General features: G+C 39.0%; 12 protein-coding genes. 4 read left to right on the top strand and 8 right to left on the bottom strand.

What is annotated here, in order from left to right; all coding sequences use genetic code 11:
* Window positions 1-5 precede the first annotated feature (5 nt).
* Window positions 6-224, bottom strand: a complete 219-nt coding sequence (locus J678_RS12295; RefSeq protein WP_002053267.1) for a Sec-independent protein translocase subunit TatA — start codon at window positions 222-224, stop codon at window positions 6-8.
* Window positions 225-476: 252 nt separating this feature from the next.
* On the opposite strand from J678_RS12295, the gene J678_RS12300 reads away from it, so the two are divergent.
* Entirely contained in the window at window positions 477-1,352 is an 876-nt protein-coding gene (locus tag J678_RS12300) for an AEC family transporter (protein ID WP_017393933.1), read from the top strand.
* Window positions 1,353-1,565: 213 nt separating this feature from the next.
* On the opposite strand, the gene rdgB is transcribed toward J678_RS12300, so the two are convergent.
* From rdgB to J678_RS12335, 7 genes are all read right to left on the bottom strand, one after another.
* Complete coding sequence (rdgB, locus tag J678_RS12305) at window positions 1,566-2,192, bottom strand: RdgB/HAM1 family non-canonical purine NTP pyrophosphatase (protein ID WP_017393932.1); 627 nt, start codon at window positions 2,190-2,192, stop codon at window positions 1,566-1,568.
* Between the two features lie 167 nt (window positions 2,193-2,359).
* The gene (locus J678_RS12310) at window positions 2,360-2,947 is read right to left on the bottom strand and encodes a tetratricopeptide repeat protein (RefSeq protein WP_000751694.1); all 588 of its coding nucleotides are present in this window, start codon (window positions 2,945-2,947) and stop codon (window positions 2,360-2,362) included.
* A complete protein-coding gene (gene metW, locus J678_RS12315; protein WP_001217230.1) occupies window positions 2,944-3,537 on the bottom strand; it encodes a methionine biosynthesis protein MetW in 594 nt (197 codons plus the stop codon). The genes J678_RS12310 and metW overlap by 4 nt, the downstream gene beginning before the upstream one ends.
* Entirely contained in the window at window positions 3,537-4,697 is a 1,161-nt protein-coding gene (gene metX / locus J678_RS12320; RefSeq protein WP_002053295.1) for a homoserine O-succinyltransferase MetX, read from the bottom strand. The genes metW and metX overlap by 1 nt, the downstream gene beginning before the upstream one ends.
* An 83-nt stretch (window positions 4,698-4,780) precedes the next feature.
* On the bottom strand, window positions 4,781-6,478 hold the full coding sequence (gene leuA / locus J678_RS12325; RefSeq protein WP_000978841.1) for a 2-isopropylmalate synthase: 1,698 nt from the start codon (window positions 6,476-6,478) through the stop codon (window positions 4,781-4,783).
* A gap of 459 nt (window positions 6,479-6,937) precedes the next feature.
* Window positions 6,938-7,621: a Fe2+-dependent dioxygenase gene (locus J678_RS12330; protein ID WP_017393931.1), complete on the bottom strand. Its 684-nt coding sequence runs from the start codon at window positions 7,619-7,621 to the stop codon at window positions 6,938-6,940.
* A 106-nt stretch (window positions 7,622-7,727) separates the two neighbouring features.
* Window positions 7,728-10,016 (bottom strand): TonB-dependent receptor, encoded by a 2,289-nt coding sequence (locus J678_RS12335; RefSeq protein ID WP_017393930.1) that lies wholly within the window; start codon window positions 10,014-10,016, stop codon window positions 7,728-7,730.
* A gap of 415 nt (window positions 10,017-10,431) precedes the next feature.
* Here J678_RS12335 and tig point away from each other — a divergent pair, with 415 nt between their 5' ends.
* The 3 genes from tig to clpX all read left to right on the top strand — a co-directional run bounded on the left by tig (window position 10,432) and on the right by clpX (window position 13,981).
* Entirely contained in the window at window positions 10,432-11,766 is a 1,335-nt protein-coding gene (gene tig, locus J678_RS12340) for a trigger factor (RefSeq protein ID WP_002053278.1), read from the top strand.
* Window positions 11,767-11,960: 194 nt separating this feature from the next.
* Window positions 11,961-12,566 carry an ATP-dependent Clp endopeptidase proteolytic subunit ClpP gene (clpP, locus tag J678_RS12345; RefSeq protein ID WP_000289452.1) on the top strand — a complete coding sequence of 202 codons (606 nt, stop codon included), beginning with the start codon at window positions 11,961-11,963 and terminating at the stop codon, window positions 12,564-12,566.
* A 101-nt stretch (window positions 12,567-12,667) separates the two neighbouring features.
* Window positions 12,668-13,981 carry an ATP-dependent Clp protease ATP-binding subunit ClpX gene (gene clpX, locus J678_RS12350; RefSeq protein WP_002053318.1) on the top strand — a complete coding sequence of 438 codons (1,314 nt, stop codon included), beginning with the start codon at window positions 12,668-12,670 and terminating at the stop codon, window positions 13,979-13,981.
* Window positions 13,982-14,082 lie beyond the last annotated feature (101 nt).

Genomic DNA, 14,082 nt, shown 5'->3' on the forward strand with positions numbered 1-14,082 from the left:
AACCTTTAGCTTTTCACTGATGTGCTTTCAGATGTTTTAACTTGTGCATCGATTGTACGAGGAGTATTTAAAGATGCAGCTTCGTCTTCTTCACGAACTGATTTTTTAAAGTCTCTTACTGCACCGCCAACATCTTTACCAATATTTTTTAATTTAGATGTACCGAACAATAAAATAACTACAATTGCGAAAATGACGACATGCCAAATAGATAAACCGGCCATAATTTTATACCTCTTTTTAGTTCGCTTTATCTCAACAGGTTGCCATGACAGGAATGTGACACTTATATTTCATTTTTAAGACAATATTTATAAGTAGTCACTTACGACTAGTTTTTTTAAAGATATTTTTAGGAGGATTTTAAAATTTTATTGAGCTTCGTTCTTAGACGAACTTACTTGAAATTGATCATACATTTCAAAATCAAAAGGTGTAGCATAACAAGCTGATTTTGACGAGTGATAGGAGAGAGCGTGGCATTATTACTGCCTGTATTGGCATTTATCACAGGACTTCTACTTGCTCAGACCTCCATTTCAGAAACCGTAAAACCTATTCTCTCAGCTTGGCTTGCACGACTCCTGATTCCGATTGTGATTATTTACAACATGGTCTTTTATCAATCGGGAAGCTTGAGCTTAATGCTTTTTAGTTTTGGTTCGGCGTTCATTATTTTCTTTGCTTATTTGGCTCTATTTAAAGACCGCTTATTGGCGCTTTGCGTAAGTTATACCAACATGGGATGGCTTGGTTTTCCTTTCGCCATGGCTTTATTTGGCCCTGAAGCAACTGCTCCGATTGTTGCTTTATATATTGGAATGTCGCTTTTTGGCAATGCTTGGGCTGTGACTGCCGTTACTACGGCACCGCAAAGTAAGCTCAATATATTAAAAAAGGTTTTAACTTCTCCGCCTTGTATATCGATATTCTGTGCTGTTGTACTCAGACTTTTAGGAGCCCAGCATATCGAAAGCCCTGTTATACATTGGGTTTATGAGGTTGCTAAATTTGCGATGACTTTTGCAGGTATGTGTGTGCTTGGAATGTGGCTGCGCCGTACCAGAGTTTATGCAAAAGATTTAATTTACAGTACAAAAGCTCAAGCATTTAAAGTAGCCTGTGGATTTTTACTTTGTGGATTAAGTTATAGATTTTTACCGATTCCAAATATAAATCAGCATATTGGTGTAATGTTTTTAATGTTTTGCTTGCCACCAGCAGCTAATATTGTAGCCTTAGAAACACATTATCAAGGGACGGGTAGATCAGCGGCTTATATCGCTTCGGGGACTATAGTGAGTTGTTTGTGTATTGCGATTTATGCAGTGTTTTTACATCTTTATTTCTAAGTAAGATGTTTAGATCAGACTGCCTTTTAATAGTGGTTATATGCTTGTTTTGTGTATATAGGCAATATTTACTTTTGTTTCGTCAAAAGTAACAAAACCATTTGTCGAACTGACGACACATCCTTGATGTCGCAGTTCGACGGGCGACATTCATGTCGCCTAGCACGATAGCAAATGGCTTTAACGTTAAAATAAATAAATGCTATAAAAGTTTTACTTCTGCAAGCTCTCTCTAAATAACTGCATCGCTTGCCCACGATGACTAATCTTATTTTTTTCTTCTTTAGACAACTCAGCGCTAGAAACTTGTAGCTCTGGTAACCAGAACAGTGGGTCATAACCAAAACCATTTTCACCGCGTGGCGCTTCTAAAATTTCACCATGCCAAATGCCTTGGAAAATTTGTGGTAATGGATCTTCCGCATGAGTCACTAAAGCAAGCACACATACGAACATGCCTTCAATCACTTCTCCATTTTTACGAAATGGCAAAAGATCATTTAATAACTTGGCATTATTCGCTGCATCGTCACCATGTTCTCCAGCATAGCGTGCTGAATAAATACCAGGTGCACCACCTAAAACGGGAACACAAATACCTGAGTCATCAGCCATAGCAGGTTTCCCTGAAATTTTAGAGGCATGACGTGCTTTAATAATGGCATTTTCAATAAAGCTTAGGCCGTCTTCAATGGCGTCGGGAATATTAAGGCGACCTTGAGGAATAATTTCTACAGGTAACTTAAGCTGTTCAAAAAGTTTTTCAAACTCTGCGACTTTACCTTTGTTATTACTTGCAAGGACTAAAGAGCCCTGCTCAAACCAATGTGGGGTAGACATAAGATAACCAAACTTTATAACCAATATTGAACGTGAGCTATGTTACGTGTTTTTTGAAAGGGGATATAGAGCAAAACAAATAGAATATAAAATTAGAAGCTTAAAAACTAAAACCACCTTATAGGTGATATAAGGTGGTTTTAGTCGAGTAACTATAAGCTGGATTATTATTGTGCTTGAATCCATTTATCCGCGCGGTCACGTGCCATACGGATTTGCTCTTGAGTTAAGTTTGCAGCAAGAGCCGTCTTTTTACCTTCAGATAAGCTAATTACTTTATTGTCGAGCATACCATCACGAGTTGAAAGCTCATACCACTGGTAAGCACCTACGTAGTTTTTCTTTTGCTCTTCCATCATCGCAAGGTTATAGCTTGCACGGTTATCGCCGTTACTTGCCGCTTTTTCGAAATACTTACGAGCCATAGACTCATCTTTCTTAACGCCAATACCATCGGCGTACATACGGCCAACATTTAATTGCGCAGGTGAAAGGCCTTGGTCAGCAGCAGCTTTGAACCAAGTAAAAGCTTGTTTATCGTCTTTTGCTACGTCTTTACCGTATTGATAACGTGTTCCAAGATAAAATTGTGCGCCAGCCTGACCCGCTTGAGCCGCTTTTTGAAGGTCATGAATCCCCATTGTGGAGAAGCGCGCAGCCTGGCTCGCAACCGATTGTGGCTGGGCGATATAATCTGCATGAGCCTGCATACTTAGCAGTCCTGCAATTAGTGTGCTAAATAATGTCTTTTTCATAGTGCACTCACTCGATAAATAGCGACTTCACCAAACAAATTCGGAACATGTTTGCTTAACAGGCTTCCCTGCTGGTTTCCATTGACGGCGAGTCGATTAATAATTTGTATTTGATTTTCCGCACATAGTGCTTCGAAATCTTTAAACGTACATAAATGAATGTTGGGGGTGTTATACCACATATATGGTAGAGCATCCGATACAGGCATCATTCCTTTTAATGCTAGAAAAGAGCGAGTCTTCCAATGCGCAAAGTTTGGAAAAGTAATAATAGCCTGTTTACCCACACGCACCATGTCTCTTAATAAAACATCGGGTGCATCTACGGCTTGCAAAGCCTGTGCCATAACCACATAGTCAAAAGACTGGTCGGCAAAACGGCTCAAACCGAGATTCAAATCTTGTTGAATAATATTTAACCCGCGACTGACGGCAATTGCAATCTTTTCTTGATCAATTTCTAAACCATAAGCACGAATTTGATGCTTTTGGCTCATATGAGCGAGTAATTCACCGTCACCACACCCTAAATCGAGTACGCTAGAGCCGGGTTTAATCCACTTTTCTGCCAGTTGTTGATCAATACGCATTAGCTTGCCTCCAGTGATGTCGATTTTAAATGTTCTTCACCGCCTAAGAAAGCGCGCAGTGTTTTGACATACAGTGGAATCGGGAATAAAAACGAGTCATGACCTTGTTCAGCATCAATATCGAGGTAACTTACCGGCTTATGATTGGTAATGAGTGCATCTACAATTTCTTGTGAACGGCTTGGTGCAAAACGCCAGTCAGTGGTGAATGAGACAATCAGGAACTGACATTTGGTCTTACTCATCGCTTCTGTAAGCGAGTGGCCGTACTCACGCGAAGGATCAAAGTAATCCAAAGCTTTGGTCATAATTAGATAAGTATTGGCATCAAAGTTACGGCTAAACTGTTCACCTTGATAACGCAGATAACTTTCAACTTGAAACTCGACATCAAAACCGTACATAAACTTGCCGGACTTTAAATCACGACCAAATTTTTGTTTCATGGCTTCTTCGGAAAGATAGGTAATATGGCCGACCATACGAGCCAAAATCAAACCACGTTTTGGATAGCTATCATTTTCCAAATAACGACCATGATGGAAGTCCGGGTCAGACAGAATTGACTGACGTGCCACTTCGTTAAACGCAATATTTTGTGCTGAAAGCTTTGGCGCACTGGCAATAACGACACATTTTTGTAAACGGTCAGGGTAATCTACCGACCATTGTAGTGCTTGCATGCCCCCTAATGAACCGCCAACGACTGCATACCAAACGCTTACTCCTAAACGATCAGAAAGCATGGCTTGAGTTTTAACCCAGTCGCGTACCGTTACTAATGGGAAATCTGGTCCATAAGGGCGATTGTCATTTTCAGGGTTTGGTGAAGTTGGACCGGTCGATCCGCTACATCCACCAATATTGTTGAGTGCAACTACAAAAAATTTATTTGTGTCGATTGCCTTACCCGGGCCAATACAGCTATCCCACCATCCAGCTTTTTTATCATCTTCATGGTGATAACCCGCTGCATGATGATGTCCGGAAAGGGCATGGCAGATTAAAATCGCATTTGATTTATCTGCATTTAAAGTGCCGTAAGTTTCAACCATTAACTCAAAGCGCGGTAAAACACGGCCACATTCAAGATGTAAGGGTTCTTCAAATTGGAACTTTTGCGGAGTGACTAACCCCACTGAGTCAGCTGGAAAAGACACGGGAACATTTCGCCTTTTAAATCTTTCAGGAATAAAAAGAAAGGATACCAAGCTAGGTATCCTTTCCAAAGTCTTTTTTTTAATTAAACAGCGGCAGCAACAACCTGATCTGTACTTAAAACACCTTGATCAATCAAACGGTTGGTACATGCAATAATGGCTTCAATAGATGAAGTGACTGTGTTGTCGTGAACACCTGCACCAAATGAGCCTCTACCTGTACCTTTCACTTGAAGTTCAATTAAGGTTAATGCTTTGGCATTTGCACCTGAACTAATACTACGTTCTTCGTAGTTCAATACGTCAATTGGTAATTGAAGTGCATTTAAGAATGCAGAGATTGGACCATTACCTTCGCCACGTAATTGTTGAGTTTCACCTTCAACATCAATCTCAAGTTCAATAATTTGAGTACCATTAATGTCAGATAACTTATAGTTTTTGACCGTGTAATGGTGGTTTTTCACTTCAACATACGTGTCTTTAAATAAAGTCCAGATTTGTTTAGCACTAATCTCTGTACCATTTTCATCAGTATATTGTTGAACAACCTGACTAAATTCGATTTGTAAGCGACGAGGCAATACAACGTTATAGTTTGATTCTAATAAGTAAGCGATACCACCTTTACCAGACTGACTATTTACACGAATGACAGCATCATAGTCGCGGCCCAAATCTTTCGGGTCGATTGGTAAGTAAGGCATATCCCAGATTTCTTCGTTTTTCTGGTATTCAAAGCCTTTTTTGATTGCATCTTGATGCGAACCAGAGAATGCAGTAAATACCAAGTCACCTGCATATGGATGACGAGGGTGTACAGGCAAACCAGTACATTCTTCAACCGTTGCAATGACTTCATTAATATTAGAGAAATCTAACTCTGGCGCTACACCTTGGGTGTACATGTTCAATGCAATTGCTGCAACGTCAACGTTACCTGTACGCTCACCATTACCAAACACACAACCTTCAACACGGTCGGCACCCGCCATAATGGCAAGTTCTGATGCGGCAATACCACAGCCACGGTCATTGTGACAGTGAACGGAAATAATCACACCATCACGACGTGCCAAATTACGATGCATCCATTCGATTTGGTCTGCATAAACATTTGGCGTAGAAACTTCTACAGTCGCAGGTAAGTTCAAAATAACTTTATGATCTGGGCGTGCATCCCAAATTTCTGTAACCGCATCACAGACTTCTTTCGCTACTTCTAATTCAGTTGCAGAGAAACATTCTGGACTGTACTGGAAAATCCAGTCAGTTTCAGGATATTGTGCAGCATATTCTTTTACTTTCTGAGCTGCATTCACTGCCAACTGTTTTGCGCCATTTACATCTACATTCAACACTTTTTGACGGAAGGTTGGAGAGTTAGAGTTATAAATATGCACAATTGCGCGCTTAGCACCTGCTAAAGCTTCGAAGGTACGCTCAATTAAATGGTCACGTGCCTGAACCAATACTTCAATGTATACATCATCAGGTATATGATTTTCTTCGATCAACATACGAGTAAAATCGAAGTCAATTTGAGATGCAGACGGGAAACCGATTTCAATATGTTTAAAACCGATTTTTACAAGCATTTTGAACATTTTGAATTTTTGTTCCATGTTCATCGGTTCAAAAATTGCTTGGTTACCATCACGTAAATCCGTGCTCATCCAGATTGGCGCTTTTGTAATTTCGTTATTTGGCCATTGGCGATCTGGTAAATCGACTCGCTGGTACATACGGCGGTATTTTTTGCTAGGGTCAGCCAACATCATGAGAAAACTCCTTATCTCGTAGCACGGTTGCTCTAGGTATCGTATGAAAGGCAACGTTCTACAGTTATATATGGTATCTAATACAGAAAAATTAAAGGGAATTCAGAAAGGTCTGCTCTAAAATGCAGACAAAAATTTATACGCGCGCGAGGCGCAGCATCAGGAGTTCGAGATGATGTCTTGCTTGAGTAGGCTGGGCAAACAAGTGATTCGTTTTCATCTATAGACCATGTAATAGTAAGTTTGGTGGTTTGCTAATATGCTTATTGTTTAGATATATCACATCTAAACAATGATTACACGTTGTGCAAAAGTCTTATACTCATTTTAATTTCAGTGTTCAGAAAATAATTTTCTAATTTTGCGTTGTTTAATGTTTTGTCGAAAATAATTTTCATTGTTTTGCCTTATTGAGATAAAAATAATTAATTAGTCCAAATAAGGCAAAAATAAATAGTGTTACAGCTCTGACCACATACGGATTAGGTTGTGATAAATATTAGTTAATTTCATGACCTCAGAATAGCTATCACCATGTGATTTACGGAGTTCACGAATACTTTCATCTAAACTAAATAAAAGATGCCGTTTACTATCGTCACGTACTAAACTTTGAATCCAGAAAAAGGAAGCAAAACGAGTACCTGCTGTAATACTACTCACTTCATGTAGACTGGTAGATGGGTAGAGAACTACGTCACCAGCAGGTAATTTAACTTCGTGATAACCATAGGTATCTTCAATAACCAGATCACCACCTTCATATTCATCCGGCTCACTTAAAAATAATGTACATGATAGGTCTGTACGAATTTGTTCCGCTGTACCACGAATAAGACGAATTGAGTTGTCTACATGAAAACCAAAACTTTCATGTTCATCATAACGATTAAAAAGCGGTGGAATAATTTTGTGAGGCAGGGCCGCGGCCTGAAACAAAGGATTTTGCCAAATTGCTTTGATGACGATATCACTTAAATGATGGGTAAGGGGGTCTTGTTCTGAGAGTTGCTGATTTCTTTTCACCGAAGCAGACAAGGTGCCAGCAGTCACTTTTCCACCTACCCAATTGGCTTCTTCCATGAGCTTACGAAACTCGGCAACTTGCTCTTTGCTTAAAACATTGGGGATATGATGAATCACGGCAAACACCTTTTTAATAGATACTTCATTTGTAAAAATAGCCTCATGACGAGGCTATTTTATATGAACTTTAATTAATTCCATAAATAAATTATGGAATTAATCCTTAGTATTTAAAGTTAATCGCTAAGACAGCATTACGGCCATTACCTTCAAATGCGTAGTGAGCTGCATGCGCACTAGTGAAATAGCGCTTATCAGAGATATTGTTGATGTTAAGCTGCAAATTCACATTCTTATTAACATCATATTTAGCCATAGCATTGTAAATGGTATAGGTTGGCAGATATTTCGGAGCAGTTGTGTTCACAAAAACTTGATCGCGATATTCAACACCAGCACCTAGAGTCAATTGAGGCATTACTCGGTAAGTAGACCATAGGGTAGCGCTGTTCTTCGCTACAAATGGTAATGGTTTACCTTCTTGAGCAACTGCGTTATAGGCAGCTTCGGTGATTTCACTATCTAAATAGCTATAGCCTGTGGAAACATCCCATTTATCGGTAATTTTCCCATTCAGACTAATTTCAAATCCATCAACTTTACTTTTACCAGCATTGGCGGTTGTATTAGGGTCGATTTGGATACGAGTATTTTGCTTTTCAGTACGGAAAACTGCTGCTGTTAAGTTCGCACGGTTATTAAATAAGTCCCATTTTGTACCTAACTCGAAAGTACGTGCTTCTTCTGGCTTGAGAGCATTTGCACTCGCACTTGCAGTACCTGAGTCGCTAATAGAATCTGAACCTGTGTCACCCTCAGCAAGCACACCTACTGGGTTTGCTGACGTAGCATAGCTTAAATAAATACTACCATCTTCTGTTGGTTTAAAAACTAAACCAGCTTGGTAAGAGAAGTAGTCTGTATCGCTTTCTAATTTATCACCAGCTTTATGAGGAGTACGTCCATCTACATCCTTATTATATTTTTTCTCAGTTTCAAATTTATCCCAACGCACACCTAAGTTAAGTAACCATTGTGGATTAAATTCAATACTGTCTAAAGCATAAATGCCTACATTGTGACTACGAGTGGTCGATTGTGCTGTGATAGATCCACGCTTATCTGTGAAGGCACCATTGCCTGGATTATTTAAACTCGTACACCAGCCATTTGCCACAGCAGCAGCTGAAGTACAGTTTTGAATATTGCTGTCCAAAATGGTTGAAGTGGTTTCACCAGCAGCATTAGTAAAAGTATGTACACCTTGATCAGTTTCTTGGAAGCTCCACTCGGTACCAACATTAAAAGAATGCTTTAATGAACCAGTATTAAATTTGCCTCTTAGGGAAAGTTGATCACTATATGCATCGGTATCGAGAATACGACTTAAAGCACGACGAGCAACCGTACCTCTATAAATGTTACCTTTTGAGTCATCTGCATTGGTATAAACATAATCTGATTTAGATTTGTTATAAGTCGCTATATTCGATAATGTCAGGTTTTCATTAAAGTCATGTTCTAATTTAAAGGTACCGATATGGTTTTCACGTTTGTCAAAATCACGTGCTTTCCAACCATAATAAGTTCCAGCTTTTACATCAACAGGCTTACCACCACCAGGTGTTACTGTAACCCCAACAGGAGGCTTTGCTGGGTTTGCATTGTTAAAAGGAATGCCTGCATCAGGTTCATCATTGCTACGTAAATAATAGTAGCTTAGTGTTCCGCGTGTTGCTGTATCTAAGCCGAAAGTAATACTTGGAGCAATACCTACACGTTTATATTCGGCACCATTACTTTGGCCGGCTTTCTCATTTTCGTGGCCCATAATTACTACACGGCCAGCAATACCATTACCAAAATCTTTGTTCGCATCTAACTGAATATGACGATAGTTGTCGGTACCGCTTTGAATACTACCTTGATATACATCACCTTCATGAGCAACTTTAGGGATGAGGTTAATACTGCCCCCAACGCTACCACCACCACCAAGAGCAGAAGAAGAGCCTTTAATGACTTCAACTTGCTCAATAGCAAACATATCTCGATTCTGAGAAGTTGTATTACGAACACCATCTACATAAATAGAAGATTGACCGCTATAACCACGAATGTAAGGCATATCTGTAAACGGGGTACCGCCTTCACCAGCACCTAATGTAATACCAGGTTCATAACGTAACGCTTCGAGTAGGGTATTAGAGTTTGTATCTTTAATTAATTTTTGCGAAAGAATAGAAACAGATTTTGGTGTGTCTTTTAACGGAGCAACGAATTTAGAGTTTGCTGATTGATCAACCTTTAAAGATTCTTCTTGAGTCGCTTTAGTATGAATCGTTGGTAGTTGTGAAACAGCTTCTTGTGCCATTGCAGTACTTGCAATCATAGAAAGGGATGAAGCGATTGCAGATGAAACAATTTTTTTACGTGTTCTAATCAATGACATGACTTTCAGGACTTAAATACAAAACGTTATGCGAATAATAATAATTCTTATTTATATGTACAGTTTGTGTTAATTGGATTTGCCGATAGGATTATGAAGAAAATATGAAAGATTTAATAGGTTTTTGTGTCTAAAATTCTCTAATTGATTGATTATTCTTAACTGTTTATAAAATCGATAATAATATGAAATTTAATTGTAATTTTAGATTTATGAAGAATAACTAAAAAATTACTTTGGCTTAAGGGTGAATTAAAAAAAATTAAAAAATCATAAAATTATTGTGAAATTTCCTGGAAAAACCACCTTCAATTTACTGATCTGATCGGTTAATTTTGTATATCTTGAAAGTTGTCATATAATACAGCACTTTTTTAAAAACTGTTCCTACTAACTAATTTTTATCGAGGAAGCCATGCAAGTAACGACTGAAGCGGTTTCGGGCGTTGCCCGTCGTTTAAATGTTTCTGTACCGACGAGCCGTATTAACGAGCAATTTGAAGCTCGTTTGAAGCGCACTGCCAAAACTGTGAAGATCAACGGCTTCCGTCCGGGCAAAGTACCTGCAAACGTTGTTCGTCGCGAATACGGTGCAAGTATTTATCAAGAAGTTGTGAATGACATCATTCGTGACAGCGTATTTGAAGCAATTCAACAAGAAAAAATCAATGCGGTAGGTATGCCGAACATTGAGAAAGTTGAACATAAAGAAGATGCTTTAGTTTTTGAAGCGACTGTAGAAGTTTATCCTGAAGTTGAAGTAAAAGCATTTGACGGCTTAGAAGTTGAACGTAAAACAGCTGAAATTAAAGATGCTGACGTCGACACTATGATCGAAAACTTGCAAAAACAACGTCAAACTTGGGCTGTGACCAAGGGTATGGCGAAAAAAGATATGCAAGTGACTTTTGACTTCGAAGGTTCTATCGACGGTGAGAAGTTCGAAGGCGGTTCTGCTGAAGACTTTAAACTTGTGTTAGGTTCAGGTCGTATGATTCCTGGCTTCGAAGACGGCATCATTGGTATGAAAGCTGGTGAAGAGAAAGTAATTGATGTGACTTTCCCTGAAGACTACCAAGCTGAAAACTTAGCTGGTAAAGCAGCTCAATTCAAAATCACTGTGAAGCAAGTTGAAAAACCTAAACTTCCAGAGATTGATGCTGAATTCTTAAAAATCTTCGGTGTTACTGAAGAAGAAGGCATTGAAAAATTAAAAGCTGACGTTCGTAAAAACATGGAACGTGAAGTTCGCAATGGTTTACGTAACCAAGTTAAACAAGCGGCATTTGATGCTCTTGTTGCTGCCAACGAAGTTGAAGTTCCAGCTGCAATGGTTGCTCAAGAAATTGACCGTCAACGTCAACAAATGGTTCAACAGTTCACTCAACAATTTGGTGGCGCTGGTGCTCAATCTTTTGACAAGAGCATGCTTCCTGACGAATTGTTCAAAGAACAAGCAGAGCGTTCTGTTAAACTTGGCGTATTAGTAAGCAAAGTATTAGCTGATGCTAAACTTGAAGTTGACCAGTCACGTGTTGATGCTTACATCGACGACATGGCTTCTTCTTATGAAGATCCAACTGAAGTGATCGAATACTTCAAAAATGATGCTCAACAACGTGCTCAAATCGAAGCTGTTGTATTAGAAGATCAAGTTGTTGATCATATCTTAGCTGCTGCTAAAGTGACTGACAAAGCAGTATCTTACGAAGATTTATTGAAAGAACAACAAGCTCGCCGTATGGGCTAATCTTTTGAGAAGTCAGGAAAAGGCGCTTTAGGCGCCTTTTTCATTTTTTAGGTATGTGGTTAATTTGAGTACGTCATTAAGTACTTAGGTATAAATAATATAATATTTCAGTGCGAACCTTTTGCAATTTGAGAAATTATCCCGCATATTGTTGCCATAGGTTAAGTCACAAAAAATTTAGGAATAAATAACGTATGTATGTTCCAACAATTGAAAATGCTTTAGTTCCTGTGGTGGTTGAACAATCTTCTCGCGGCGAACGTTCTTTTGATATTTATTCACGACTTTTACGTGAGCGCGTCATTTTTCTAACTGGTGAAGTTGAAGACAACATGGCAAATTTGATTGTTGCTCAAATGTTGTTCTTAGAAGCTGAAAACCCAGATAAAGATATCCATCTTTATATTAACTCGCCTGGTGGTTCAGTCACTGCTGGTATGGCGATTTATGACACGATGCAATTTATCAAACCTGATGTAGTGACATACTGTATGGGGCAGGCTGCATCTATGGGCGCATTCTTATTAAATGCTGGTGCTAAAGGTAAACGCTATTGCCTTGAAAATGCACGTGTAATGATTCACCAACCATTAGGTGGATTCCGTGGTCAGGCATCAGACATTGAAATTCACGCACGTGAAATTCTATTTATTAAAGAACGCTTGAATCGTTTGATGGCAGAACACAGTGGTCAAGACTATGACACGATTGCTCGTGATACTGATCGTGATAACTTTATGACTGCACAAGCAGCAAAAGAATATGGCTTAGTCGATCAGGTATTAAGTAAGCGTCCATAAGGGGAGTTTTTAAGTGGCTTGAGTTGTTAGAAAACGCCTCCATATAGTCATTTAACCCTATCGCTTGCCCTCATATTTAAGATTCTATTTGTGGAGAGAATATGTCCGAACATCCTCAAGGACAAAAACATTGTTCATTTTGCGGTAAAACGCAGTCTGAAGTCGGGAAACTGATTGCGGGCGAGGACGCATATATTTGTAATGAGTGTGTAGATGTCTGCTTAGACCTTGTACAAACCAGCCAACAGGTTGAAGCAGGTGACTGGGCGAGTAAGGCATTGCCAAAACCACATGAAATACGTGCTGCGCTTGATCAATATGTGATTGGTCAGGATCTTGCCAAAAAGACATTATCTGTTGCCGTTTATAACCATTATAAGCGTTTGAAAGTCGGGCAATCTGGTCATGTGTCTAAAGATGTGGAAATTGCTAAAAGTAACATTCTACTGATTGGACCTACCGGTTCAGGTAAAACATTACTTGCTCAAACATTGGCTCGTTTGTTAGATGTTCCATTTGCGATGGCAGATGCGACCACTTTAACTGAAGCGGGTTATGTCGGCGAAGACGTTGAAAATATTGTACAAAAGCTTTTGCAAAAAGCAGATTACGATGTAGAAAAAGCTCAAAAGGGCATTATCTATATCGATGAAATCGACAAGATTACACGTAAATCTGAAAATCCTTCGATTACGCGTGACGTTTCTGGTGAAGGTGTACAACAAGCATTGCTTAAGATGATTGAAGGTACTGTAGCTTCAATTCCACCACAAGGTGGACGTAAACATCCGCAGCAAGAGTTCATTCAAATTGATACCTCAAATATCTTATTTATTTGTGGTGGTGCATTTGCTGGACTGGAAAAAATTGTACAACAACGCCAAGAGAAAGGCGGAATTGGCTTTACAGCTGACGTGAAGAAAAAAGATGAAAGCAAGAAAATTGCTGAACTGTTCCGTCAAGTTGAGCCAACTGACTTAGTGAAATTTGGTTTGATCCCAGAATTTATTGGTCGTTTACCAGTTATTGCAACGCTTGAAGAGCTTGATGAAGAAGCATTAATGCAAATTTTGACAGAACCAAAAAATGCATTAACTCGTCAATACCAATACTTGTTCAATATGGAAAATGTTGACCTTGTATTTGAAGATTCAGCTTTACGTGCAGTTGCTAAGCGAGCGCTTGAGCGTAATACCGGAGCTCGTGGTCTACGTTCGATTTTGGAAAATGTTTTACTTGAAACAATGTATGACTTACCAAGTCGTACAGATGTAGGAACAGTTTTCATTAATGAAGCAGTGATTAATGGTGAAGCTGAACCTGTTTATAAGCCAGAACGCCAGCCTAAAGAAACAGCAACTCATGAAAGTGTTGCTAAGGCAGATTTAAAAGTAATTGATTCGAAGTCAGCTTAGATTTCATTCATCTAAAAAGCATGAATCGCGTAAGTGATTCATGCTTTTTTTGTTTTCAATTCACGTAGGTGGTGTTAATCTAAAAAAACAAAATACGCATA

Origin of the sequence: Acinetobacter sp. 1424608, assembly GCF_000588255.1 — a bacterium.
GTDB lineage: Bacteria > Pseudomonadota > Gammaproteobacteria > Pseudomonadales > Moraxellaceae > Acinetobacter > Acinetobacter nosocomialis.